The sequence below is a fragment of the Bradyrhizobium sp. B120 genome (assembly GCF_049075665.1).
Taxonomy (GTDB): domain Bacteria; phylum Pseudomonadota; class Alphaproteobacteria; order Rhizobiales; family Xanthobacteraceae; genus Bradyrhizobium.
In genome coordinates this window covers 1,058,745-1,084,503 of record NZ_CP185242.1, presented here as the reverse complement: position 1 = coordinate 1,084,503, position 25,759 = coordinate 1,058,745, and the positions used below count along the sequence as shown (strand labels likewise).

The following is a 25,759-nucleotide window of genomic DNA, read 5'->3' as shown; positions in this document are numbered from 1 at the left end:
CCCGGACGGCGGGGTGAACTGCCAAAATATTGAAAACAACCCCATGCAAAGTAGCCGGCCGCTGCCGGCGCGCCCGGCACTGCACTTGACACGTCGGGCAACTCAAAAGTATTTTTCCATTATTCCGAAATAGCCCCATAGCCCGGATGGAGCGAAGCGCAATCCGGGTACAGCCTCTCAACTCGCGAGGGACCCCGGATTTCGCGGAGCCTGTCATCGGGCGCGCGTTCGCGCGACCCGTTGGCTCCATCCGGGCTACGGGCGCTAGGTCCAGAACGGCGGCACCGCGGGCTCGAGCCGCCCGCCGGCGCGCACCGGCGCGACCTTGACCGCGAGCCCGGTCGCATCGTCGGTCTCGACCGCGACGCCGCTCAGCGTCGCAACGCCGCCGGCCGGCTCGAAACGGCCGGAGGGAATGCCGGTGAGGAAACGCTGCAGCGGCTCCTCCTTCTGCATGCCGATCACCGAATCATAGTCGCCGGTCATGCCGGCATCGCTCATATAGGCGGTGCCACCGGGCAGCACCTGGTGGTCTGCGGTCGGCACATGGGTGTGGGTCCCGACCACGAGGCTGACGCGGCCGTCGCAGAAGAAGCCGACGCCCTGCTTCTCGGAGGTCGCCTCGGCATGGAAATCCAGCACGATGGCGTCGCAGCCCTCGCGCAACGGGCAAGCCTCGAGCTCGCGCTCGATCGCGCTGAACGGATCGTTCGATGACGGCTCCATGAAGACGCGGCCGATCGCGTTGATGATCAGCGCGCGCTTGCCGCTCTTGGTGTCGACCAGCGTGGCGCCGCGGCCCGGCGAATGGCGCGGGAAATTCAGCGGCCGGATCAGGCGCGGCGCGCGCTCGATGAAGACCAGCGCCTCCTTCTGATTCCAGGCGTGGTTGCCGAGCGTGATCGCATCGGCGCCGGCATCGAGCAGCTCCTGGTAAATCGCCTCGGTGATGCCGAAGCCGCCGGCGGCGTTCTCGCCGTTGACGACGACGAGATCGAGCGACCAGTCTTTGATCATGCCGGGAAGATGGTCTGAGATGGCGGTGCGGCCGGTCCTGCCGACGACGTCACCAACGAACAGAATACGCAAGGCTAGCTACTCCGGAAATCGAACGTCTTGCGCTCCGTTAGCACATAATCGAGCGGGACGTCGTGCGACAGCGCCGGAATCGCCTTGGTTTCCTGTGCAGCAAAGGCGACCCCCACCCCGATCACATGCTTGGCCTTGCGCAGATGCGCAAAGGTATAGTCGTAATAGCCGGCACCATAGCCGATCCGGTGGCCAAGCTTGTCGAATGCCGCGAGCGGCACCAGCATCACGTCGGGATGCACCTCGGCGGCGGCCGGCGACGGCTCGGGAATGCCGAGCGGCCCGAGCATCAGCCGGTCCTGCGGCGACCAGCTGCGGAAGGTCAGCGACTGGCCGCGCGCATTGATGCAGGGCAGCGCAAGCCGCGCCCCCTTTTCGGCAAGCTTCTTCATCAGCGGTGCCGGATCGAGTTCGCTGCGGATCGGCGCATAGCCCGAGATGATCATGCCCTGCGTGATCTCGAACGGCGCGCCGCGCTTGGCGAGCGCTTCGGCGGCGGTCGCACGCTGCTCATCGCTCAGCGCGTCGCGCTTGGCGAGAGCAAGCGCCCGAAGCTCGGCCTTCGATGGAGCTGCGTGCATGATCCATCTTCCGCTGTCATCGTCCGCAAAACGCGAACGAGCCGGCACTCAGAAACGCTAGCATTCGTTTGACCAGGCCGCGGCGCACTGGACATCCCGCGAGAGCCTGCCAGCGGGCGAGCCGATGACGAGACCCATTGCGGGAAACTGCTAATCAAACCGCCGCAGCGCGACGACAAGGCAACAGCAAAAATCAGTGCGAAGCCGCAGAGGCCGTTGGAGCGCTCGATCCCGGAGTTCCCTACGAAAGTAGGTGGGCACCATATGTCCGGGTCCACGGACCCGGCCAGGGACAGTTCCCTAAAGGATCGATAAGGCCCCGGGGATATATGGCTCCTGACGCACGACGCAGCTTCGCAGGGCCAATGTAGCGACGAAGTTGCGGTTCCGCCAGCGGCAAGGGGCGGACTTCCGCAAACAAGGGGCGGACTTCCGCAAATCGGGCGCCGGCGCCGTGCTCGGCTTCCGGCGGAGTGCAAAACATCCGGTGCCTGGCGTGCGGTCCGTCGCGGCGCCAGTCGGAGCGGGCGACCCCAAGCCGATCCCGCCGCCCGAGCTGGCCCTTCAATCAGCCTCTGCCGCCCAGCCGCGCCACCATGTTCTTGGTGTAGTGCGCCAGCAGAACCGGCGCGTTGTTGCCGAGCACGTCGATCCTTCCCCCGTGCTTGAGCACCAGCAACCCGACCAGATGCGTGATAAGCGCGGTGGCCTCGATGCGGACCATCGGCAGAAACGGCTTCGCCGTGGCCTTGCGGACCTGCTCCGCGAGCAGAGCGAGCAGAACGTCCAGTTGCCGCTTGAGGGCCTCATCCAATCCGGACCCGAGCTTCTTCTTGCGGTCCCCATTGAACAGCAAGAGCGACAGCGTCAGCTCGGACGGATGCGCGTCGTAGTACTTGTTTATCGCGAGGGTCCCGCGTCGAAGGGATTTCGCGGGAACAGCGATGCCGTCCATCGCTGCCCTGACTTCTTCAGTGACTGCCGACAGCGATTCACCCAGCACCGCCGCGAATACTTCCTCCTTCGATCGAAACAGCGGGTAGATCGCGCCTGTCGTGCACCCGGCCATTTGCGCGATCGCCCTGATCGACGCACCTTCGAGGCCGCTGGCCTCAAACACACGACGCGCGGCGTCAACGATCACGCGACGCCGATGAAGGTCGAGGGTCTCCTGATAGGTTTGCGCAGCGGCAGACATTGACTCCTTGCCAATTCTGTAACATCGTTTCCAGTAGATAACACTGTTATTTCGCTTGGGCAAGGCGCCGCGGCCCCAAGGACTTCCGACGCCAGACGCAATTCAGAACCTCTCCCGGAGAGCACCATGCGTGAACACGATACGGCACGCTCCATTGAGCCTCTGCTGGATGCCGAGCAAGTGCGGCGGGCGATCATCCGAAACCTGCCGAGCATCGATCACCACGGCGAAATCGTCGAGAACGTCGGACCGAACGCGATCCGCGTCCGGCTTCCGTATCGGCAGGCGTTCATGGGAGCCGAGTTGTGGCAAGACGGCAGCGGCGGCGTGTTTTCGGGACCGATGGTGATGGGCCTTGCCGACACCACGATGTACGGCTGCGTCCTGGCGGCCCTCGGAGCAAACGTCATCCCGGTGATGGCAGCCTTCAACATCACCTTCCTGCGGCCAGCCAGGGATTCGGATCTGATCGCGGAGGCGCGCATCGTGCGCCGCGGCCGCCGCCTGCATTATCTCGAATGCTGGCTGACGTCCGACGGCGAGCCAGACCCTTGCGCCCATATCACGTCGACATATCGGGTCGCGGTGCGGCCGGAGCGCTAAAGCGTAATGAGATCAGATTGAATCGTCATCGCGCTTTAGCTTCTTGTTTGAGCATGATCTTTTCGGAAAACCGCTTCACACTATTCCGGATCATGCTTTAGCGCGCCATGCGCCACTCGTGCGGTCCGGCGGACGATGTGCGGACCGAGGCTCGCAGCGAGGCGACGATCTTGGCAACTTCACATCTGCACTGGCCTCTGTTTGAGGCACGTCATTCCGAGCTCGCGACGAGGTTTGCGGACTGGGCCAATGTCAATCTGACACCCCATGAAGCTGATGAGGGTGGCGATGGACGGGCGGCACGCCTGATTTTCGAGGCGCTGGGACGCGATGGCTGGCTGCGGTCGACCTCCGCATCCGACGAACACGGGATGGCGCTCGACCTTCGCGCTGTATGCCTGCTGCGGGAAATCTGCGGGCAGTCTTCGGCGATCGCCGATGTTGCGTTGTCTGAACCATGGCTCGGTGCACTGCCGTTGATAGTCGGCGGCTCAGCCGAGCTGAGACGGAAGTATCTTCCCGGCTATTTGGCCGGTTCGATGCTACCTGCATTCGCACTCTCCGAACCCGATGCAGGATCGGACATTCAGGCGATCACCACATCCGCACGGAGGGAGGGTAGCCACTTCGTTATCAACGGTCGAAAGACCTGGACGTCAAATTGCGGGCTCGCCGACCTTTACATCGTCTTTTCACGCCTGGATGGGGAGCAGGGCAGAAGTGGCATAGCAGCATTCGCCGTCGAGCCGGCGGACGGCGGCCTTGTCTTCGAACGGCGCCTGGAGGTGCTGTCGCCGCATACTGTCGGCACGTGGCGCCTCGAAGAATGTCGTGTTCCGGCTAGTCGCTTGATCGGCGGGGCCGGCGCAGGATTGCGGACCGCCCTCCGTTCGCTCGAGATCTTCAGGCCGACGGTCGGCGCAGCAGCGGTCGGCTTCGCTCGCCGGGCACTCGACGAGGCGGTGCGCCGAAGCCTGTCACGCCGGGCCTTCAACAAGCCGATTGCCGAACATCAGTTGATCCAGGCGAAGCTTGCGGAGATGGCCACGGACCTGGATGCCGCCACGTTGCTCGTCTATCGCGCCGCGTGGAACGCGGACACCGGGGGCGGCAGCGGCAGCGAGTCGTCAATGGCCAAGCTTTACGCATCGGAAGCTGCCCATCGAATCATCGACAGCGCCGTTCAGATTTTCGGTGGAATGGGGGTCACCAAGGGTGAAGTCGTTGAACGGCTCTATCGCCACGTTCGTGCTTTCCGGATCTTCGATGGAACGAGCGAGATCCAGAAACTGATCATCGCCCGCAGCCTGTTGGCAGATGCGGGCAAATAGATCGCATCCGGCGGCGTCCGATCATTTCAGTCCGGCCTGTCCTCCCCGCAGGTGAAGCTGCCGCGAATTTCAGCCGATCGCGATGCCGCCGCCGATGGTGCGGTTGAGCACCTGCGTGGTGCGCTCGATCCGCTCCGCAGCGGCGTTGAGCGCATTGGAGACCGCGGTCTGGGTCGCGCGGGCGCGGTCGGTGGCGGCGACGCGAGCATTGCGTAGCTGCTCGACCTCTTCCTCGAGGCTGCGGATGCGTGCGCCCGCATCGACCAGTTCGTCGCAGGCGGTGAGCGCCGCCATCACGGTGAGCCGCGCATCGCCGATCTCGCCGAACTTGCCGCGCAGCGATTCGACGCGCTGCTGGAGATTTTCCGCGAGCTTCAGGAGCCGCACCTCCTGGCCCTCCTCGCAGGCCATCCGGTATTGCCGGCCATTGATGGTGACGTTGATGTGGCTCATCTGCCTTCTCCGCCCTCGAGCACGGCGCGAATGGTGCCGATCGCCGCGTCGAGCTTTTCCGCGATGTCGCGATTGACGCGCTCGAGCTTGCGCGTCTTCACCAGCGATCCGTCGAGCTCGTCGGCAAGCCTGGAGCGATCGGCGCCGAGCGCCTGGATCCGGCTCGCCAATTCGTTTTCGTCGCGGTCGGCCTCGCGGCGCCGCTCCACCGAGCTCTCCAGCGCGTCGAGCGCTGCCATCAGCCGCCTTGTCGCAGCATCGATATCGGCGAGCGGTGCCTCGGTATTGCCAGAGCCGTTGGCGAGACGATCACTCATGACACGCGGTGCGGACCCTTCAAATTGGCTAGCTGGGGTAGCCTGGTGGAAACAGGCCTGCCGCACGGCAAAACTGGCGGTTCGGCAAGCGGTTAGCGGACGAAATTTACGTGGCAAGCGAGCCGAGCGCAACGGCGGCGCCAAACTATGCACCGTTCAATGAAATTGGGCCATTTTGAGCAACTTTTCCCCGTTTTGGGGCGTTTCATCGCCTTGGACTTGCGGAATTGAGGTGCTAATCCACCCTCCAACCCGTAAGGCCATCCACGCGCGTATCGCGGCTGCCCGCCCCGATGCGTCCAGCAATCAGCTCCTCATTTCAGGCGGACTTTTCATCATGACGCAGGTCGATCACACCCGTATGGCCAATGCGATCCGTGGCCTTGCCATGGACGCCGTCGAGAAGGCGAATTCCGGCCATCCCGGCCTGCCGATGGGCGCCGCCGACATCGCGACCGTCCTGTTCACAAAATTCCTGAAATTCGATGCCGCCGACACCGCGTGGCCCGATCGCGACCGCTTCGTGCTGTCGGCCGGCCATGGCTCGATGCTGCTCTATGCGTTGCTGTACCTCACCGGCAACAAGGACATGACGCTCGACCAGCTCAAGCATTTCCGCCAGCTCGGATCGCTGACGCCGGGACACCCGGAGAATTTCCACACCAAGGGCATCGAGACCACCACCGGCCCGCTCGGTCAGGGCATTGCCACCGCGGTCGGCATGGCGCTCGCCGAGAAGATGCTCGCCGCAGAGTTCGGCAAGAAGATCGTCAGCCACCACACCTATGTGCTCGCCTCCGACGGCGACCTGATGGAAGGCATCTCGCAGGAAGCGATCGCGCTGGCCGGTCACTGGCGCCTCAACAAGATGATCGTGCTGTACGACGACAACGGCATCTCGATCGACGGTCCGACCTCGATCTCCGATTCCGTCGACCAGGTGAAGCGCTTCAAGTCCGCCGGCTGGGCCGCCGAATTGATCGACGGCCATGATCCGCAGGCGATTGCCGCTGCGATCACCCGCGCGCAGAAATCCAGCAAGCCTTCGATGATCGCCTGCAAAACCACGATCGGCTTCGGCGCGCCGACCAGGGCCGGCACCGCCAAGGCGCATGGCGAGGCGCTCGGCGCCGCCGAGCTCAAGGGTGCCAAGGAGAAGCTCGGCATTTCGCTCGAGCCGTTCTCGGTGCCCGACGACGTGCTGAAGGCCTGGCGCGAGGCGGGTGCCCGCGGCGCCGCCGAACACAAGGCCTGGGACGAGCAGTTCGCGCAGCTCGGCAACCGCAAGCGCGCCGAGTTCGAGCGCCGCCTGCGTCACGAGCGGCCGCAGTCGCTCGCCAAGGGGCTGCGCGCCTTCAAGAAGGGCCTGCTGGAAAATCCGCTCAACGTTGCGACCCGCAAATCGTCGGAAGCCGCGATCGAGGTGATCGCCGCCGCGATGCCGATGGAATTCGTGGCCGGCTCCGCCGACCTCACCGGCTCCAACAACAACAAGGCGAAGTCGGCGGTCGGGTTCGCCGCCAAGACGCCGAAGGGCCGCTTCATCCATTACGGCATCCGCGAGCACGGCATGGCGGCGTGCCTCAACGGCATCTTCCTGCATGGCGGCTTCGCGCCGAACGGCGCCACCTTCTTGGTGTTCACCGACTATGCGCGCGGTGCGATGCGGCTGTCGGCGCTGATGGGCACCGGCGTGGTCTATGTCATGACCCATGACTCGATCGGTCTTGGCGAGGACGGCCCGACGCACCAGCCGGTCGAGCATCTCTCCGCGCTGCGCGCGATGCCCAACATGCGCGTGTTCCGTCCCTGCGACGCGGTTGAGACCGCCGAGTGCTGGGAACTGGCGCTCAACCGGATCGACGGGCCGACCGTGCTGGCGCTGACCCGCCAGAACCTGCCGCAGCTCCGCACCACGGCGCCGAACGACAACCCGTGCAGCCACGGCGCCTACGAGCTGGTCGCGGCGCAGGGTGACGCAAAAGTGTCATTGTTCGCCTCCGGTTCCGAGGTCCAGATCGCGGTCGAGGCGCAGAAGCAGCTCGCCGGGCGCGGCATCGCGACGCGGGTCGTCTCCGTCCCGTCGCTCGAATTGCTGCTGGCGCAGCCCGCCGAGCGGCAAAATGCCGTGATCGGCAACGCCCCGGTCAAGATCGCGATCGAGGCTGCGGTGCGCTGGGGCTGGGATGCCGTGATCGGCCGCGATGGCGAATTCGTCGGCATGCACGGTTTCGGCGCCAGCGCCCCGGCGAAGGACCTTTTCCCGCACTTCGGCATTACTGCGGAGGCCGTCGTTAACGCTGCCCTGAAGCGCGTCTGACGCTGGCCTGACACCGCCGGTCAAAGGTTGAGCTTGCCGCGAAAAAGGATTACCAAAGCTCCATCTTTTCCGCTCGCGTCCGGCTGAACCGGGCGTTCCGCCGTAAAACCCTCGTGGGACACCTCCCGCGGGGCCGGCAGTAGCTTTTAGAGGAGACACAGCATGGCAATCCGCGTCGCGATCAACGGGTTTGGGCGTATCGGCCGCAATGTGTTGCGCGCCATCGCCGAGTCCGGCCGCAAGGACATCGAGGTGGTCGGCATCAACGACCTCGGCCCGGTCGAGACCAACGCGCACCTGCTGCGCTTCGATTCCGTGCATGGCCGCTTTCCGGGCACCGTGACCGTCGACGGCGACTCGATCAGCGTCGGCGACAACAAGATCAAGGTCTCGGCCGAGCGCGATCCCTCCAAGCTGCCGTGGAAGGCCCTCGGCGTCGACATCGCGCTGGAATGCACCGGCATCTTCACCGCCAAGGACAAGGCTTCTGCGCACCTCACCGCCGGCGCCAAGCGCGTGCTGGTCTCGGCGCCCGCCGACGGTGCCGACGCGACGATCGTCTACGGCGTCAACCATGACACGCTGAACAAGGATCAGCTCGTCATCTCCAACGGCTCCTGCACCACCAACTGCCTCGCGCCGGTTGCCAAGGTGCTGAACGAGACCGTCGGCATCGAGACCGGCTTCATGACCACGATCCACGCCTATACCGGCGACCAGCCGACGCTCGACACCCTGCACAAGGATCTCTATCGCGGCCGCGCCGCGGCGATGTCGATGATCCCGACCTCGACCGGTGCTGCGAAAGCCATCGGCCTGGTGCTGCCGGAACTGAAGGGCAAGCTCGACGGCGTCTCGATCCGCGTGCCGACCCCGAACGTCTCGGTGATCGATCTGAAGATCGTCGCCAAGCGCTCAACCGACGCCAAGGAAATCAACGAGGCGATGAAGCGCGCCTCCGAGCAGCAGCTCAAGGGCATCCTCGGCTTTACCACCGCGCCGAACGTCTCGATCGATTTCAACCATGATCCGCACTCGGCCACCTTCCACATGGACCAGACCAAGGTGCAGAACGGCACGCTGGTGCGCGTGATGGCCTGGTACGACAATGAGTGGGGCTTCTCGAACCGCATGGCGGACACCGCCGTCGCGATCGGCAAGCTGATCTGAAAATAGACCACCGTGATGCCCGGCCGAGCGCCGGGCATCTGCGTGTTTGCCCCCGCATTCGCGACCTCAACGGCCGCGACATCGGCAAGCGAAAGCGACGCCGTCCGTCGGACGGCTGTGTCCGGTCGCACAGGAAACGCCGTACAGGAAACGCCAATGACCAAATCGTTCCGCACCCTCGACGACGTCAACGTGAAGGGCAAGCGCGTGCTGCTGCGCGTCGACCTCAACGTTCCCATGGAAGGCGGCCGCGTCACCGACGCCACCCGGCTCGAGCGCGTTGCTCCCACCATCACCGAAATTTCCGACAAGGGCGGCAAGGTGATCCTGCTCGCCCATTTCGGCCGGCCCAAGGGCCGCGATCCGAAGGAGTCGCTGAAGCCGGTCGCTGAAGCGCTGTCCAAGGTGATCAAGCGCCCGGTCGCCTTCGCCGAGGATTGCATCGGCGAGCCTGCGGCCAAGGCGGTTGCGGCCCTCAAGGACGGCGACATCCTCTGTCTCGAGAACACCCGCTTCCACAAGGAAGAGGAAAAGAACGACGCCGGCTTCGTCGCAGAGCTGGCAAAACTCGGCGACATCTGGGTCAACGACGCCTTCTCCGCCGCGCATCGCGCCCACGCCTCGACCGAAGGGCTCGGCCACAAGCTGCCGGCCTATGCCGGCCGCACCATGCAGGCCGAGCTCGACGCGCTCGGCAAGGCGCTGGAAGCCCCGACCAAGCCCGTGATCGCGATCATCGGCGGCGCCAAGGTCTCGACCAAGATCGACCTGTTGGAAAACCTCGTGAACAAGGTCGATGCGCTGGTGATCGGCGGCGGCATGGCCAACACCTTCCTGCACGCGCAGGGCATCGCCGTCGGCAAGTCGCTCGCCGAGAAGGACCTCGCTCCGACTGCGCTGCGGATCATGGAGAAGGCCAACGCCGCCAATTGCGCGATCATCCTGCCGGTCGATGCTGTCGTCGCCAACCAGTTCGCCGCCAACGCGCCGTCGCATGCCTATGGCCTCGACGCGATCCCGGCCGACGGCATGATCCTCGACGTCGGCCCGCAATCGATCGCGCGGATCCATGCCGCGATCGACGATGCCGCGACGCTGGTCTGGAACGGGCCGCTCGGCGCCTTCGAATTGACGCCGTTCGACCGCGGCACCGTGGTGTCGGCCAAGCATGCCGCCGAGCGCACGCGGGCCAAAAAGCTGGTCTCGGTCGCCGGCGGCGGCGATACCGTCGCGGCGCTCAACCAGGCGGGCGTCGCCGGCGATTTTTCCTACGTCTCGACCGCGGGCGGCGCGTTTCTTGAATGGATGGAAGGCAAGCCGCTGCCGGGCGTCGAAGTGTTGAAAAACCGTTGATTTAGTTCAGATCCGCGAACGCGCTTACAGGGAGAAATGGAATGGCTCGCATAACATTGCGGCAACTGCTCGATCACGCGGCCGAGCATGATTACGGCGTACCTGCCTTCAACATCAACAACATGGAGCAGGCGCTGGCGATCATGGTCGCGGCCTCCGAGGTCGACGCGCCCGTCATCATCCAGGCCTCGCGCGGTGCGCGGTCCTACGCCAACGACGTCATGCTCAAGCACATGATGGACGCCGTCACCGAGATCTATCCGCAGATCCCGGTCTGCGTGCATCTCGACCACGGCAACGAGCCCGCCACCTGCATGACGGCGATCCAGGCCGGCTTCACCTCGGTCATGATGGACGGCTCGCTCAAGGCCGACGGCAAGACCCCCGGCGACTGGGACTACAATGTCGGCGTCACCCGGACCGTGACGGGCATGGCCCATCTCGGCGGCATCTCGGTGGAAGGCGAGCTCGGCGTGCTCGGCTCGCTCGAGACCGGCATGGGCGACAAGGAAGACGGCCACGGCGCCGAGGGCAAGCTGTCGCATGACCAGCTTCTGACCAATCCGGACGAGGCCGTGAAGTTCGTCAAGGAAACCAAGGTCGATGCGCTGGCGATCGCGATGGGCACCTCGCACGGCGCCTACAAATTCACCCGCAAGCCCGACGGCGACATCCTCGCCATGAACGTGATCGAGGAAATCCATCGCAAGCTGCCGAACACGCATCTCGTGATGCACGGCTCCTCGTCGGTGCCGCAGGATCTGCAGGAGATCATCAACGCCAATGGCGGCAAGATGAAGCCGACCTGGGGCGTGCCGGTCGCCGAGATCCAGCGCGGCATCAAGAACGGCGTGCGCAAGATCAACATCGACACCGACAACCGGATGGCGATGACCGGCCAGATCCGCAAGGTGCTGAAGGACAATCCGGAAGAGTTCGATCCGCGCAAGTACCTGAAGCCTGCGATGGAGGCGATGACCAGGCTGTGCAAGCAGCGCCTGCAGGAGTTCAACACCGCCGGCCAAGCCAGCAAGATCAAGAAGGTGCTGACCACCGCGGAAATGGCCAAGCGCTACGCTTCGGGCGCGCTCGATCCCAAAGTCGCCTGACAAGGTTGCCTGAGAGATCGCCTGACAACTTCTCGCCTGAATCATTAAGGCGGGACACCGGTTCTGACGCAGTCGGAAACGGTGTCCCGGGGCTTGATCGCCGGCCGCCACAAACATCGGCCGCGACGAACGTTTTCTAGGCATTTGCCCGAGAACCGCCTATTTTGGTTTGCAAAGGCAATGGCTCCGGAGGACGCCCCCGATGAACCTCGCTGACCTCAACAAAATTGCGCTCGCCATGGTCACCCCGGGCAAGGGCATCCTCGCCGCCGACGAATCCTCCGGCACCATCAAGAAGCGTTTCGACGCCATCAAGGTCGATTCGACCGAAGATAGTCGCCGCGACTATCGCGAGATGCTGTTCCGCTCGCAGGAGGCGATGAGCAAGTACATCTCCGGCGTCATCCTGTACGACGAGACGATCTGGCAGAATGCCAAGGACGGCACGCCGCTGGTCAAGCTGATCGAGCAGGCTGGCAGCATTCCCGGCATCAAGGTCGACGAGGGCACCCAGGCGCTGCCGAACTGCCCGGGTGAACTCGTCACCGTCGGTCTCGACAAGCTCGCCGAGCGCCTGAAGAAATACTACGACCGCGGTGCGCGCTTTGCGAAGTGGCGCGCCGTGATCGATATCGGGCCGCGAATCCCGACCCAGACCGCGGTCCGCGTCAATGCGCACGCGCTGGCGCGCTACGCGGCGCTGTGCCAGGCCGCGCAGATCGTCCCGATCGTCGAGCCCGAGGTGCTGATGGACGGCGATCACGACATCGACCGCTGCTATGAGGTGACGCAGCGCGTGCTGAACCGCACCTTCCAGGAATTGCGGGTGCAGCGCGTCGCGCTCGAAGGCATGATCCTGAAGCCCAACATGGTGATCTCGGGCAAGAAATGCCCGAAGCAGGCGTCGGTGCAGGAAGTCGCCGAGAAGACCATCCGTCTGCTCAAGAGCTGCGTGCCGGCCGCGGTGCCCGGCATCGCCTTCCTCTCCGGCGGACAGGGCGACGAGGAGGCGACCGCGCATCTCGACGCCATGAACAAGATCGGCCATTTGCCCTGGCGGCTGACCTTCTCCTATGGCCGTGCGCTGCAGGCCGCGCCGCAGAAGGCGTGGTCCGGCAAGCCCGACAACGTCCCGGCGGGCCAGCGTGCCTTCTCGCATCGCGCCCGGATGAACGGGCTGGCGAGCACCGGCAATTGGGAAGCCCGCCTCGAGAAACAGGCGGCATAGTTGGCCACCAAGCCCGTTCCGCCGCGGCCGGCGCCGCGCCTCTATCTGGCAACCCCACCGGTCGACGAGCCGTTGCAGCTTGCGGCCGAGCTTGCCGACCTGCTCGCCGCGGCCGACGTCGCGGCCGTCTTGGTGCGGCTGCGCGAGACCGATCCGCGCAGCATGATCTCCACCATCAAGGCGCTGGCGCCTGCGATCCAGAACGCGGGTGCGGCGCTGCTGATCGACGGCCATCCCGACATCGTGGCCCGCGCCGGCGCCGACGGCGCGCATCTGACCGGCCTCGCCGCGATGGAAGAGGCGCTGCCTGCGCTGAAGCCCGACCGCATCGCAGGCGTCGGCGGGCTCGCGACGCGTCACGATTCCATGGCCGCGGGCGAAGCCGGTGCCGATTATGTGCTGTTCGGCGAGCCCGACGCCAACGGACAGCGGCCCTCGCTTGAGGCGATCGCCGAGCGTCTGGAATGGTGGGACGAATTGTTCGAGCCGCCCTGCGTCGGCTTTGCGACCTCGCGCGAGGAGGCCGAGGCGTTCGCCGCGGCCGGCGCGGATTTCGTGCTGGTCGGAGATTTCATCTGGTCCGACCCGCGCGGCGCCAAGGCCGCACTCGCCGAGATCGGCGCAGCGATTGCGCAGGCGCATGCCGGCACGTTAGGCCAGGCCAAGGCCGAGGGATGACGCCGGAATGAACCGCCTGCGTCAGATAGGTGTTGCGCTCGGCTGCATGATGCTGGCGAGCGGTGCGATGGCGCAGCTCTCGATCACGCCGCCGGCACAGACGCCGCCGCCCGCGAAGAAGGAGGCGCCGAAAGAGAAGCCGAAGGTGCATGCGCCCGCCGCGAAGAAGCCCGCGCCGAAGCCCGCCGCCACACCAACGGCCACCCCGACGCCCTCGCCGACCCCGACGCCTGACGATCCCAATGTCGATCTCGTCTATGGCGCCTATCAGCGCGGCATGTACAAGACCGCATTCGATCTGGCGCTGGTGCGCGCCCAGAACAGCAACGATGCCAAGGCAATGACGATGCTGGGCGAGCTCTATGCCAACGGGCTCGGCGTCAAGCGCGACTACGTCAAGGCGGACGATTGGTACAAGCGCGCATCCGACGCCGGCGACCGTGAGGCGATGTTCGCACTCGCGATGATGCGGATCGCTGGCCGTGGCGGCACGGTAGACAAGGATTCCGCGGTCAAGCTGCTGGCCTCGTCGGCCAAGCTCGGTGAGCCGAAGGCGGCCTATAACCTCGCGCTGCTCTATCTCGACGGCCAGACCCTGCCGCAGGACCTCAAGCGCTCCGCCGAGCTGTTGCGGATGGCCGCCGACGCCGGCAGCCCCGAGGCGCAATACGCGCTCGCGACCTTCTACAAGGAAGGCACCGGCGTGCCGAAGGACCTCGAAAAGGCGGCCCGGCTGCTGCAGGCCGCCTCGCTGGCCGACAATGTCGATGCCGAGGTCGAATATGCCATCGCGCTCTACAACGGCGCCGGTACGCCGCGGAACGTGCCGGCGGCGGTGGCGCTGCTGCGCAAGGCGGCCCGGCAGAACAGCGCGATCGCGCAAAACCGCCTCGCCCATGTGCTGGCGACCGGCGCCGGTGCCCCGGTGGACAAGGTCGAGGCGCTGAAATGGCACACCGTCGCCAAGACCGCCGGCAAGGGCGACCCCGATCTCGACGACATCCTCGCCGATATGAGCCAGGAAGACCGCGCCAAGGGCGAGGCAGCCGCGCGAAAATGGATCGGAAACAACGTCAAATGACGCCTTGACGGGACCGCCTCCAGAGGGCACCCAGTCCGGCAATCCAAGGCCAGTTCCCTCTCACCCCGTCATCCTGAGGTGCGAGCAAAGCGAGCCTCGAAGGATGCACGGCCCCGCTGGTGGCCGTCGATCCTTCGAGACGCGCGTTCCGCGCTCCTCAGGATGACGGGACCACGTTTGGCCGGCCCTCCAGCACAATCGCAAAGAAACCGTTCATCATGCTCTACTCCGCCCTTATCAATGTCATGGTCAAGGCCGCGCGCCGCGCCGGCCGCAGCCTCAAGCGCGACCTCGGCGAGATCGAACATCTCCAGGTGTCGCTCAAGGGGCCGGCGAACTTCGTCTCGCTCGCCGACAAGCGCGCCGAGGAGATGCTCTACACCGACCTCGAAAAGGCCCGGCCCGGCTACGGGTTCCTCGGCGAGGAAGGCGGCAAGCGCGAAGGCGGCGACAAGAGCCACACCTGGATCGTCGATCCCCTGGACGGCACCACCAACTTCCTGCACGGCATCCCGCAATTCGCGATCTCGATCGGGCTTCAGCGCGAAGACACGATCATTGCGGGCGTGATCTACAATCCCGCCAATGACGAGCTCTACATCGCCGAGCGCGGCAAGGGCGCGTTCCTCAACGACCAGCGGCTGCGCGTCGCCGGCCGCCGCCAGCTCAACGAATGCGTGGTCGCCTGCGGCCTGCCGCATATCGGCCGCGGCAACCACCAGCTGGCGCTGCAGGAGATGGCCGCGCTGCAGAACAAGGTCGCGGGCTTCCGCCGCTTCGGCGCCGCCTCGCTCGACCTCGCCTTCGTCGCAGCCGGCCGCCTCGACGGCTATTGGGAACGCAATCTGCAGTCCTGGGACGTCGCGGCCGGCTTGCTGATGGTCCGCGAAGCCGGCGGCACCGTCTCCGGCATCCAGGGCAGTGACGACCCGCTGCAAACCGGCCACGTCGTCTGCGGCAACGAGTTCGTGCACGGCGAGCTGATCAAGATCCTGAAGCCGCTCGGGCCGTGACGCGACGGCGCGATCTAGCCGTCGTCGTCATCTTCGTCGTCCTCGCCGTCACGAAATTCACCGCCGAGGGTCAGGCCCTCTATGGTGGTGGCGCCCTTTGTCTTGATCACCCGGCGAAGCGGGACCGAGCTCTCGCTGCGGAGCGCCTCCATCAGAGGCTCCGAATGGGTGACGATCCAGATGTCGGCGCGGCGCGACGCCTTGGCGATCAGCCTCGCCAATGGCGCCAGCAGCGATGGATGCAGGCTGGTCTCGGGTTCGTTCAGCGCGATGAACGGCGGCAGCCGGTAGCCCATGAACACGGCGAGCAGGCAGATATATTTCAGCGTGCCGTCGGATAGTTCGTGCGCCTTGAACGGACGCGGCACGTCCGCTTGCTGCAGCTCGAATTCGCACCGCCCGTTGTCCGCCCATGCCCGCAGCTCGGCGCCCGGGAACGCATCCTCGATCGCATCCTGCAGGTCGGCCGCATCCTGCCTGATCGCGCTGAGCGTTGCCAAAGCCGCAGCCAGGTCGCTGCCATCGGCGCTCAGCGACGGCGTCGTGATCGCCAGACATGGCTTTCGGATCGGCGACGCCGGATCGGTGCGAAAATCGTGATAGAAGCGCCAGCTCTGCAGCGCGTTTCGGATCAGGTCGATCTCGGGGCACGCTTTGCCGTCGAGGAAATCCGCGAGCGCGGTTTCCGACGGCAGCACCGCATCCTTGTGCTCGCTCCAGGCGCCGCTCTCGCCGCGGACGCTGACGCGCGAATTGGTCCGCTCCATCATCAGGACCTTCCGCTTGCCGTGGATCGCCTCGATGCGTTCGGACTTGATCATCGGCTCGCCGGGAAATGCCGCCTCGACCGGACCGGGATGTCCGAGCTCGATCGCGTAGTTGACGTGTTCGAATCTGGCCGCCAGCCGCAGCCGTCCATCCTCGCCGCGCCTGCGGATGCCGGACCAGCAGACCGAGTTCAATCCACCTTCGTCGGCGATGGTGCGCGTGATCCGGCCGGTCGCCGCGTCGCGCAGCAGCGACAGGGACTTGTAGAGATTGGATTTGCCGACACCGTTCTCGCCGACGAAGACCGACAGCGGTTGAATGGGCATGTGGAGCCGCCGAATGGAGCGATAATTCGAGATCGCAATATCGGTCGGCCGCATCACATGCCCTCAATTCCCGGGTTGCCTGCACGCGCCCCGTTCAATCCAGAGATGCAATCTGGATTGAACGGCTTGCGAAGGCAAGCCGCCGATCCGATCGGCACCGATCTCTGACATCAGTGACCGATCCTTGCCGGCGCGGGCGGGCCGTAGACTTCGGCGTTGTCGGGCGCCTTCTCGCGATCTCCCGCCAGCACGCGCTGCACGCTGACGAAGAACACCGGCACCAAGAGCAGCGCCAGGATCACGACGGCGATCATGCCGCCCATCACTGACGTGCCCAGTGCCTGCTGGCTGGCGCCGCCCGCGCCGGTGGCGATCGCCATCGGCAGCACGCCGCAGACGAAGGCGAGACCGGTCATCAGGATCGGGCGGAAGCGCAAGCTACACGCCTCAATGGTCGCCTCGACCAGCGGCTTGCCCTGCGCGCGCAGGTCCTTGGCGAACTCGATGATCAGGATCGCGTCCTTGGCGGCGAGGCCGATGATGGTGATCAGGCCGACGGTGAAATAGACGTCGTTGGACAGCCCACGCAGCGTTGCCGCCACCACGGCGCCGAGAATGCCGAGCGGAATCGTGAGCAGCACCGCGAGCGGAATGGTCCAGCTCTCGTAGAGCGCCGCGAGCAGCAGGAACACCACCAGCACCGAGAGCGCGAGCAGGAACGGCGCCTGCGAGCCCGACAGCTTCTCCTGCAGCGACTGGCCGGTCCACTCATAGCCGAAGCCGCGCGGCAGCTTGTCGGCGAGCCGCTCCATCTCCGCGATCGCGTCGCCCGAAGTGAAGCCGGGCTTCGCCTCGCCGGAGATGCGCACCGCCGGATAGTAGTTGAAGCCCGCAATTTGAGTGGGCCCCTTCGACCATTCGATGGTGGCGAAGGCCGAGAACGGCACCAGCTGGCCGCGGCTGTTCTTGACGTTGTAATTGAGGATGTCGTCCGCGTTCATGCGGCTGGTCTTGTCGGCCTGCACGATGACGCGCTGCATGCGCCCGCGGTTCGGGAAGTCGTTGATGTAGTTCGAGCCGAGACTGGTCGAGATCGTGTTGTTGATGTCCTCGAAGGTGAGGCCGAACGCGCCCGCCTTCTCGCGGTCGATCATCAGATTGACCTGCGGCGCCGGCGGCAGGCCTTCGACATAGACCTTCTGCAGCACGGGACTGGCATTGGCCTCCGCGATCAGGCGGTCGGACGCCGCGATCAGCGCCGCATAGCCCTTCTGGCCGCGGTCCTGCAAGCGGAACGAGAAGCCCGAGGAGTTGCCGAGGTTGTCGATCGGCGGCGGCTGCAGCGCGGAGATCCTGGCATCGCGGATCGTCGACGACAGGTCGCGGTTGATATCGGCAACGATGGCCGCGGCGGAATCCTTGGAGCCGCGCTCCGACCAGTCCTTCAGCGTGATGAAGGCCTGTGCGGTGTTCATGCCCTGGCCGAGGAAGCTGAAGCCGGTGAGGAACGTGACGTTCTCGATGCCGGCGCGATCCTTCAGGTACTTCTCGACCTGCTCGACCGCAGCTTCGGTGCGCGCATAGGACGACTCCGACGGCGTCTGGACGTCGGTCGTGATGAAGCCCTGGTCGTCGACCGGCAGGAAGCCGCCGGGCAGCCGCACGAAGCCGTAGGCGACGCCGGCGAACAGCACGAGATAGATCAGCATCAGGCGGCCGGTGCGCTTCAGCCCGGCCTGCACCGTAGTGACATAGCCGGCGCGGCTGCGGTCGAGCACGCGGTTGAAGGCGCCGAACACGCCCTTGCGGGCATGGCCGTGACCCTTCTCGACCGGCTTGAGCAGCGTCGCGCACAGCGCCGGCGTCAGCGACAGCGCGAGCAGCGCCGAGAACGCGATCGCTGCCACCATGGTGACCGAGAACTGGCGATAGATGATGCCGACAGATCCGGGGAAGAACGCCATCGGCACGAACACCGCCATCAGCACCAGCGTGATGCCGATGATGGCGCCAGTGATCTGCGACATCGCCTTCTTGGTGGCTTCCTTCGGCGGCAGGCCCTCTTCGGCCATGATACGTTCGACGTTCTCGACCACGACGATGGCGTCGTCGACCAGGATGCCGACCGCCAGCACCATGCCGAACATGGTCAGCATGTTGATCGAGAAGCCCGCGATCATCAGCGTGGCGCAGGCGCCGAGCAGCGCCACCGGAACCACGATGGTCGGAATGATGGTGTAGCGGATGTTCTGCAGAAACAGGAACATCACGATGAACACCAGCACCACCGCCTCGACCAGCGTCATCAGGACCTTCTCGATCGAGGCCTTCACGACGGGCGTGATGTTGTAGGGGATCTCGTAGGAGATATTGGCCGGGAAGAAGCGCGACAGCTCCTTCATCTTGGCTTCGACCGCGCCCGCGGTCGCCAGCGCATTGCCCTTCGGCGACAGCAGCACCGAGAGGCCGGCGGTCGGCTTGCCGTCGAGGCGGGTGTTGAACTGGTAGCTGAGGCCGCCGATCTCGATCCGCGCGACATCCCGCAGCCGGACCGTCGAGCCGTCGGGATTGGCGCGCAGGATGATCGCGCCGAACTCGTCGGGCGAGGAGAGCTGGCCCTTCACCAGGACCTGCGCGGAGATCTTCTGCGTGTCGGTGCTCGGCTCGGCGCCGATGCTGCCGGAGGCGACCTGGGCGTTCTGCGCCGTGATCGCCTTGTTGACGTCGTCGGCGGACAGGCCGTAGCCGACCAGCTTGGCCGGATCGATCCAGATCCGGAGCGAACGCTCGGTCGAATAGAGCGTGGCGCGGCCGACGCCGGGGATGCGGCGCACCTCGCCCAGCACGTTGCGGATCATGAAGTCGCCGAGGCCCACTTCATCCAGCGAGCCGTCGGTCGAGTTCAGCGTGATGATCTGCAGCACGGCAGACGAGGCTTCCTCGACCAGGATGCCCTGCTGGATCACGGCGCGCGGCAACCGCGCCTCGACGCGCTTGAGACGGTTCTGCACCTCGACCGAGGCCTGGCTGGTGTCGGTGCCCGGCTTGAAGTTCGCGATGATCTCGACCTGGCCGAGCGAGTCGGAGGTCGATTCGAAGTTCAGGATGTTGGCGGCGCCGTTGAGCTCCTCCTCGATCAACCGCGTGACGCTGTTGTAGAGGTTTTCAGGCGACGCGCCGGGATAGCTGGTCGAGATCGAGATCGAGGGCGGCGCGATGATCGGGTACTGCGCGACCGCGAGCAACGGAATCGAGATCGCGCCGACCAGACAGATGAACAGCGCGACGACCCAGGCGAAGATCGGCCTGTCGATGAAGAAGTTGGGCATGTCGGATCACTTCACCGCGTGCGCGGTCTGCTGCGAATCCGGTGCCGCAGCAGCGTCGATCTCACGCCAGACGAGCGGCCGTACCTTGTCGCCGGCGGCGAATTTCTGGAAACCCTCGACGACGACCTTGTCGCCGGCCTTGAGGCCTTCGGTCACGAACCAGGAGCCGCCCTGCAGCGAGCCGGTGCGCACCGGCTGCACCGCGACGTGGTTGTCGTCCTTGACGACGAACACCTCGCTGCCGCCACCGCCATTGCGCTGGATCGCCTGCTGCGGCACGGCGATCGCGTCGGTGTCGATGCCCTGCTCGATCTGCACGCGGACATACATGCCCGGCAGCAGGACTCGATTCGGATTCGGGAACTCGCCGCGCAGGGTGACCTGCCCGGTATGGGCGTCGACCTTGGCCTCGGAGAACAACAGCTTGCCCGGCACCGGATAGATCGAGCCGTCGTCGAGCACGAGACGCACCTTCATCGCGTCGGCCTCGATGCGGTCGAGATCGCCGTTCTCGAAGGCGCGGCGCAGCTGGTTCATCTCGGTGACCGATTGCTGGAAGTCGGCATAGATCGGATCGAGCTGCTGGATGGTCGCAAGGCTCGCCGCGTCGTTCTGCACGACGAGCGCGCCTTCGCTGATGACCGCAGCACCGATGATGCCGTCGATCGGCGCGCGAATCGTCGCATAGTCCAGATTGAGTTTCGCGCGCGCGACGTCGGCCTCGCGGCCCTGCACGTCGGCTTCGGCCTGCTTCAGGTTGGCGATCGCCTTCTCGTTCTCGGCCTCCGAGGTCGCGCGCTGGTTGGTGAGGGTGGCGATACGGCGGGCCTGCAGCGAGGTCTGCTCGAGCACCGCCTTGGCGCGCGCCAGCGCCGCCTCGGTCGACTGCACTTCGACCTCGAACGGGCGCGGATCGATCTGATACAGCGGATCGCCGGTCTTCACCTCGCTGCCCTGATGGAACATGCGGTTGACGACGATGCCCGAGACGCGCGGGCGCACCTCGGAGACGCGGGTCGGCGCGATGCGGCCCGGCAGCTCGCGCACCATCGCGCGCGCCTGCTGCTTCACAGTGACGACACTGACGTCCGGCTCGGGTGCTTGTACGGCGGCGGTTGCGGAATTCGGCTCGTCGCAGCCAGCAAGCAGTGGCGCCGTCACGGCCAGCATCAGAGCAATGCATGCCGATTGCGCGCGAAGTCCAGACATTGAGATGATCGCCCCTGAGAGGTTTGAACAAACGAACGGCGGTGTCACGGCGACAGCGCTCGCGTTGCTGGGGTGAAAATAAAATCTCGTTGCTGCGACGCAATGCGTTTCTTGGCGGCTCATTGTCACAGAACGCTATCGCCCTGATTTCGCGGCATGTTTTATCGGGTCACTGCATTGTGAGCGGGTTCCATCGCAGGCTGTGGGAATGCGTTAAGGACTGCGTGAGCGGGAATACGCCTTTTGCCTGTGCGGGAATGCCGCAGATTGCAAAGTCGTCATGCGCGGCGCGCGAATCGCCGATCGCGGCGCGCCTCGCCCGGCGATGCGTGCAACCCGAGTTCGTCTCGCGACCCGCGCGTGGGATCGGCACCTTCCGAACAGGCTGATGCGCCGAAGCGCCGGAATGCTGCGCAAAGCGGCAACACTCTGCCCGGTCTCAACCCAAGGTTCTGCTGACAGCCTTTGGATTCGGCTTTCCTCACTCCGCCGCTGTGCCATATTGCTGGCAGATGCGGCTTTCGCGAACGGATGACCCGGCAATGCCCCCTTCCCGCTCCGACATGGAGATCGAACTGAGCAAGCTGTCCTCGCCCAGGATCTTCCTGGTGCGGATGCTGGTGTTCCTGGTGCTCTGCGGCCTGGTCGGAGTGGTGCTCTACAAGCAGATCGTCACCGCCTTCTTTGCCAATCCCGGGCTGAACGCCCTGATCGGCGCCGTGCTGCTGATCGGCGTCATCCTGGCGTTCCGCCAGGTGATCCGGCTCTATCCCGAGGTCGCCTGGGTCAACAATTTCCGCATCGCCGATCCCGGCCTCGCGATCGAGCGCCGCCCGACGCTCCTTGCTCCCATGGCAGCCATTCTCGGCGGCGAGCGCACCGGGCGGATGTCGATCTCGCAGCAGACCATGCGGCATCTGCTCGATTCGATCGCAACCCGCCTGGATGAAGCCCGCGACATCTCGCGCTACATGACCGGCCTGCTGGTGTTCCTCGGCCTGCTCGGCACCTTCTGGGGCCTGATCGAGACGGTCGGCTCGGTCGGCAAGGTGATCGACGGGCTCAAGGTCGGCGGCGACGCCGGCGCGCTGTTCGATACGCTGAAGGAGGGCCTCGCCGCGCCGCTCGGCGGCATGGGCATTTCGTTCTCGTCCTCGCTGTTCGGCCTCGCCGGCTCGCTGATCCTCGGCTTCCTCGACCTGCAATCGAGCCAGGCCCAGAACCGCTTCTACACCGACCTCGAAGACTGGCTCGCCACCACCGTGCGCGGCATTTCCGGCGACGGTGTCGGCGCCGGCGGTGCCGACCTGCAGGGCGCGATCGACCGGCTGCGTGCGACCTTCGAAGAAGGCGGCGCCGGCGGCGGCGGCCGCAGCACCACGGCGGCGATGGCTAATCTTGCCGAGGCGATCCAGGGGCTGGTCGCACATATGCGCACCGAGCAGCAGATGATCCGCGAATGGGCCGACGGCCAGGGCGAGCAGAACCGCGAGATCAAGCGGCTGCTCGAGCGCCTCGCCCGCCAGCCCGAAAAGAGCTAGGAACGCGCGCCCCGGACGCTGCGCAGCACGAAGTGATGCGCTGCAGAGCCGGGGCCTGCGGAGATTCATGGGTCCCGGCCCTGCGCCGCAGCGCTGCACGCTGCACCGCGTCCGGGACACGAGAGTTGAGGAGAATGCTTGATGGCCCTCGCCCGCTCGCGCCGCAGCGAATCCGGCTTCAACTACTGGCCCGGCTTTGTCGACGCGCTGTCGACGCTGGTGCTGTCGATCGTGTTCCTGCTGTCGGTATTCCTGGTCGTGCAATTCTTCCTGTCGCAGGAGGTCACCGGCAAGGACAAGGCGCTGGAGCAGCTCAACGCCAAGATCGCCCAGCTCAACGACCTGTTGTCGCTGGAGAAGCTCTCCAAGCTGACGCTCGACGACCAGGTGTCGCAGCTCCGCGCCGGGCTCGCTTCGGCCGAGGGCGAGCGCGACCGCATGAAGGGGCTCTATGAGGGGCTCGCCAATTCCGGCAACGACGCGCAGGGTCGTGCCAACGAACTCAACAAGGCGCTGGAGTCCGAGAAGAGCGTGTCGTCGCGCGCGCTGGCGCAGATCGAGGTGCTGAACCAGCAGATCAGCGCGCTGCGCCGCCAGCTCGCCGCGCTCGAGGAGGCGCTCGACGCCTCCGAGAAGCGCGACAAGGAATCGCAGAGCCGGATCGCCGATCTGGGCTCGCGCCTCAACGTCGCGCTGGCGCAGCGGGTGCAGGAATTGTCGAAGTACCGCTCCGAATTCTTCGGCCGGCTGCGCGCGATCCTCGGCAACCGCCCCGATATCCGCATCGTCGGCGACCGCTTCGTGTTCCAGTCCGAAGTGTTCTTCGACACCGGCCAGGCGACGCTGCTGCCGGAAGGCAAGACCGAGCTCGACACCGTGGCGAACGCGCTGATCGACCTCGACAAGCAGATCCCGGCCGAAATCGCCTGGGTGCTGCGGGTCGACGGCCACACCGACGTGCGGCCGATCAACAGCCCGCTGTTCAAGTCGAACTGGGAGCTGTCCTCTGCGCGCGCGATCTCGGTGGTGCAGTATCTGGTCTCGCTCGGCGTGCCCGCGCAGCGCCTGGTCGCCGCCGGCTTCGCCGAATTCCAGCCGCTCGACACTGCGCAGACCGAAGACGCCTACAAGCGCAACCGCCGCATCGAGCTGAAGCTGACGGAACGCTAGCGGGCACACGCCTTCGCGCTCCGCTTTCGCCGGGACGACACTGAATGTGTGGCACGGCCTGCTTCCACAATCGTCGTCCCTGCGAAGGCGGGGACCCATGACCACAGGTTGTGTTGTTGAAGAAGGCTGTGGCCCCGGCGTCGCGCAGCAATTGCCATTTGTGGTTATGGGTCCCGGGTCAAGCCCGGGACGACACTGAATGTGTGGCACGGCCTACTTCCACAATCGTCGTCCCTGCGAAAGCAGGGACCCATAACCACAGGGCTGTGTTGTTGCAGAGGGCTGTGGCCCCAGCGTCGCGCAGCAATTGCCGTTGGTGGTTATGGGTCCCGGGTCAAGCCCGGGACGACACTGAATGTGTGGCACGGCCTACTTCCACAATCGTCGTCCCTGCGAAAGCAGGGACCCATAACCACAGGGTTGTGTTGTTGCAGAGGGCTGTGGCCCCAGCGTCGCGCAGCAATTGCCTTTGGTGGTTATGGGTCCCGGGTCAAGCCCGGGACGACATTGAATGTGTGGTACGGCCTACTTCCACAATCGTCGTCCCGGCGCAGGCCGGGACCCATAACCACAGGGTCGGGTCGTTGAAGCGAGCTGTGGCCCCAGCGTCGCGCAGCAATTGCCATTTGTGGTTATGGGTCCAGGGTCAAGCTGCGCTTGCCCGGGACGACACTGAATGTACGGCGCGGCCTACATCCACAATCGTCGTCCCTGCGAAAGCAGGGACCCATAACCACAGGGTTGCGTCGTTGCAGCGGACTGTGGCACCAGCGTCGCGCAGCAATTGCCGTTGGTGGTTATGGGTCCCGGGTCAAGCCCGGGACGACACTGCGTGTGTGGCTCGACTCAGCGTCCGACCATCCCGAGCAATTGCTCCGGATAGCGCGCGCCCTGCACCTCGACGGCGGCGACGGCTTTGCCGATGTCGGCGAGATCGGCGGAGCTCAGCTCGATCCGCGCGGCGCCGATGTTTTCGTCGAGCCGATTGAGCTTCGTGGTGCCCGGGATCGGCACGATCCACGGCTTCTGCGCAAGCAGCCAGGCCAGCGCTATCTGCGCGGGCGTCGCGCCCTTGCCGGCCGCGATGCGGCCGAGCTGATCGACCAGCGCCTGATTGGCGCGGCGGGCTTCCGGCGAAAAACGCGGCACGAGGTTACGGAAGTCGTCGCTGGCGAACGTCGTCGACGCGCTGATCGCGCCGGTGAGAAAGCCGCGGCCGAGCGGGCTGTACGGCACGAAGCCGATGCCGAGCTCTTGCAGCACCGGCAGGATCTCCGTTTCCGGCCCGCGTTCCCACAGCGAATATTCGCTCTGCAAGGCCGTGACCTTCTGCACCGCATGCGCGCGGCGGATGGTCTGCACGCCGGCCTCCGACAGGCCGAAATGGCGGACCTTGCCGGCGGCGATCAGGTCCTTCACGGCGCCGGCGACATCCTCGATCGGCACGTTGGGATCGACCCGATGCTGATAGAACAGATCGATCACATCGATGTTCAGCCGCTTCAGCGAGGCGTCCGCGACCGCCTTGATGTGCTCGGGCCGGCTGTTCAGCGACCGGTGCCGCTCGGCCATGTTGCCGATATCGAAACCGAACTTGGTGGCGATCACGACGTCGCTGCGGACCGGCGCCAGCGCCTCGCCGACCAGCTCCTCGTTGACGAAGGGACCGTAGACCTCCGCGGTATCGAAGAAGGTGACGCCGCGCTCGACGGCGCCGCGCAGCAGCGCGATGCCTGCGGCTTTCTCGACCGCCGGGCCATAGGCGAAGCTGAGGCCCATGCAGCCCAGGCCGATCGCCGATACCTCCAGATTGCTGTTACCGAGTTTACGTTTCTGCATGATGTCTCTCCGCATCAAAGGGCTGGAACCTGCCGCTGCGGGATTTAGGGCGT

21 protein-coding genes and 1 other RNA gene are annotated in these 25,759 nt (G+C 65.4%); 12 read left to right on the top strand and 10 right to left on the bottom strand.

Annotation, left to right across the window (positions count from 1 at the left end; translation table 11 throughout):
* Positions 1–264: 264 nt before the first annotated feature.
* The 4 genes from ACOIX3_RS05130 to ACOIX3_RS05115 all read right to left on the bottom strand — a co-directional run bounded on the left by ACOIX3_RS05130 (position 265) and on the right by ACOIX3_RS05115 (position 2,868).
* Positions 265–1,089, bottom strand: a complete 825-nt coding sequence (locus tag ACOIX3_RS05130) for a TIGR00282 family metallophosphoesterase (RefSeq protein WP_223966788.1) — start codon at positions 1,087–1,089, stop codon at positions 265–267.
* A gap of 2 nt (positions 1,090–1,091) precedes the next feature.
* The gene (locus ACOIX3_RS05125) at positions 1,092–1,670 is read right to left on the bottom strand and encodes a 5-formyltetrahydrofolate cyclo-ligase (RefSeq protein ID WP_420968704.1); all 579 of its coding nucleotides are present in this window, start codon (positions 1,668–1,670) and stop codon (positions 1,092–1,094) included.
* Positions 1,671–1,867: 197 nt separating this feature from the next.
* Positions 1,868–2,028: non-coding RNA, 6S RNA (gene ssrS, locus ACOIX3_RS05120), on the bottom strand.
* A 210-nt stretch (positions 2,029–2,238) separates the two neighbouring features.
* On the bottom strand, positions 2,239–2,868 hold the full coding sequence (locus tag ACOIX3_RS05115) for a TetR/AcrR family transcriptional regulator (RefSeq protein ID WP_420968703.1): 630 nt from the start codon (positions 2,866–2,868) through the stop codon (positions 2,239–2,241).
* Positions 2,869–2,994: 126 nt separating this feature from the next.
* Between ACOIX3_RS05115 and ACOIX3_RS05110 the strand changes: the two genes are divergently transcribed.
* Positions 2,995–3,471, top strand: coding sequence for a PaaI family thioesterase (locus ACOIX3_RS05110; RefSeq protein WP_420968702.1), 477 nt, complete (start codon positions 2,995–2,997; stop codon positions 3,469–3,471).
* Between the two features lie 170 nt (positions 3,472–3,641).
* Positions 3,642–4,802 carry an acyl-CoA dehydrogenase family protein gene (locus ACOIX3_RS05105; RefSeq protein ID WP_420968701.1) on the top strand — a complete coding sequence of 387 codons (1,161 nt, stop codon included), beginning with the start codon at positions 3,642–3,644 and terminating at the stop codon, positions 4,800–4,802.
* Between the two features lie 69 nt (positions 4,803–4,871).
* On the opposite strand, the gene ACOIX3_RS05100 is transcribed toward ACOIX3_RS05105, so the two are convergent.
* Both ACOIX3_RS05100 and ACOIX3_RS05095 read right to left on the bottom strand, forming a co-directional pair.
* Complete coding sequence (locus ACOIX3_RS05100; protein ID WP_342724566.1) at positions 4,872–5,255, bottom strand: cell division protein ZapA; 384 nt, start codon at positions 5,253–5,255, stop codon at positions 4,872–4,874.
* Positions 5,252–5,572: a DUF4164 domain-containing protein gene (locus ACOIX3_RS05095; RefSeq protein WP_092123643.1), complete on the bottom strand. Its 321-nt coding sequence runs from the start codon at positions 5,570–5,572 to the stop codon at positions 5,252–5,254. Before ACOIX3_RS05095 ends, ACOIX3_RS05100 begins: the two co-directional genes overlap by 4 nt.
* A 337-nt stretch (positions 5,573–5,909) precedes the next feature.
* On the opposite strand from ACOIX3_RS05095, the gene tkt reads away from it, so the two are divergent.
* The 8 genes from tkt (at position 5,910) to ACOIX3_RS05055 (ending at position 15,524) form a co-directional block, all read left to right on the top strand.
* Complete coding sequence (gene tkt, locus ACOIX3_RS05090) at positions 5,910–7,892, top strand: transketolase (protein WP_420968699.1); 1,983 nt, start codon at positions 5,910–5,912, stop codon at positions 7,890–7,892.
* A 162-nt stretch (positions 7,893–8,054) separates the two neighbouring features.
* A complete protein-coding gene (gap, locus tag ACOIX3_RS05085) occupies positions 8,055–9,062 on the top strand; it encodes a type I glyceraldehyde-3-phosphate dehydrogenase (protein WP_229169958.1) in 1,008 nt (335 codons plus the stop codon).
* Between the two features lie 156 nt (positions 9,063–9,218).
* Positions 9,219–10,415: a phosphoglycerate kinase gene (locus ACOIX3_RS05080; RefSeq protein WP_420968698.1), complete on the top strand. Its 1,197-nt coding sequence runs from the start codon at positions 9,219–9,221 to the stop codon at positions 10,413–10,415.
* A 41-nt stretch (positions 10,416–10,456) separates the two neighbouring features.
* Positions 10,457–11,524 carry a class II fructose-bisphosphate aldolase gene (gene fba / locus ACOIX3_RS05075; protein WP_420968697.1) on the top strand — a complete coding sequence of 356 codons (1,068 nt, stop codon included), beginning with the start codon at positions 10,457–10,459 and terminating at the stop codon, positions 11,522–11,524.
* Positions 11,525–11,726: 202 nt separating this feature from the next.
* A complete protein-coding gene (locus ACOIX3_RS05070; protein WP_420968695.1) occupies positions 11,727–12,752 on the top strand; it encodes a class I fructose-bisphosphate aldolase in 1,026 nt (341 codons plus the stop codon).
* On the top strand, positions 12,753–13,430 hold the full coding sequence (locus ACOIX3_RS05065; protein WP_420968694.1) for a thiamine phosphate synthase: 678 nt from the start codon (positions 12,753–12,755) through the stop codon (positions 13,428–13,430).
* Between the two features lie 7 nt (positions 13,431–13,437).
* Positions 13,438–14,511, top strand: a complete 1,074-nt coding sequence (locus ACOIX3_RS05060) for a tetratricopeptide repeat protein (RefSeq protein WP_420968693.1) — start codon at positions 13,438–13,440, stop codon at positions 14,509–14,511.
* Between the two features lie 218 nt (positions 14,512–14,729).
* Positions 14,730–15,524 carry an inositol monophosphatase family protein gene (locus ACOIX3_RS05055; protein WP_420968692.1) on the top strand — a complete coding sequence of 265 codons (795 nt, stop codon included), beginning with the start codon at positions 14,730–14,732 and terminating at the stop codon, positions 15,522–15,524.
* Between the two features lie 14 nt (positions 15,525–15,538).
* Here the strand turns inward: ACOIX3_RS05055 and ACOIX3_RS05050 are convergent, their stop codons facing one another.
* From ACOIX3_RS05050 to ACOIX3_RS05040, 3 genes are all read right to left on the bottom strand, one after another.
* Complete coding sequence (locus ACOIX3_RS05050; protein ID WP_420968691.1) at positions 15,539–16,672, bottom strand: AAA family ATPase; 1,134 nt, start codon at positions 16,670–16,672, stop codon at positions 15,539–15,541.
* A 116-nt stretch (positions 16,673–16,788) separates the two neighbouring features.
* Positions 16,789–19,947, bottom strand: coding sequence for a multidrug efflux RND transporter permease subunit (locus tag ACOIX3_RS05045; RefSeq protein ID WP_420968690.1), 3,159 nt, complete (start codon positions 19,945–19,947; stop codon positions 16,789–16,791).
* 6 nt (positions 19,948–19,953) lie between these two features.
* Entirely contained in the window at positions 19,954–21,156 is a 1,203-nt protein-coding gene (locus tag ACOIX3_RS05040) for an efflux RND transporter periplasmic adaptor subunit (protein WP_420968688.1), read from the bottom strand.
* 542 nt (positions 21,157–21,698) lie between these two features.
* Between ACOIX3_RS05040 and ACOIX3_RS05035 the strand changes: the two genes are divergently transcribed.
* Both ACOIX3_RS05035 and ACOIX3_RS05030 read left to right on the top strand, forming a co-directional pair.
* Positions 21,699–22,697 carry a flagellar motor protein MotA gene (locus ACOIX3_RS05035; protein WP_420968687.1) on the top strand — a complete coding sequence of 333 codons (999 nt, stop codon included), beginning with the start codon at positions 21,699–21,701 and terminating at the stop codon, positions 22,695–22,697.
* Positions 22,698–22,838: 141 nt separating this feature from the next.
* The gene (locus tag ACOIX3_RS05030; RefSeq protein ID WP_298378679.1) at positions 22,839–23,867 is read left to right on the top strand and encodes a peptidoglycan -binding protein; all 1,029 of its coding nucleotides are present in this window, start codon (positions 22,839–22,841) and stop codon (positions 23,865–23,867) included.
* Between the two features lie 846 nt (positions 23,868–24,713).
* On the opposite strand, the gene ACOIX3_RS05025 is transcribed toward ACOIX3_RS05030, so the two are convergent.
* Positions 24,714–25,706 (bottom strand): aldo/keto reductase, encoded by a 993-nt coding sequence (locus ACOIX3_RS05025; protein ID WP_420968686.1) that lies wholly within the window; start codon positions 25,704–25,706, stop codon positions 24,714–24,716.
* Positions 25,707–25,759: the final 53 nt, after the last annotated feature.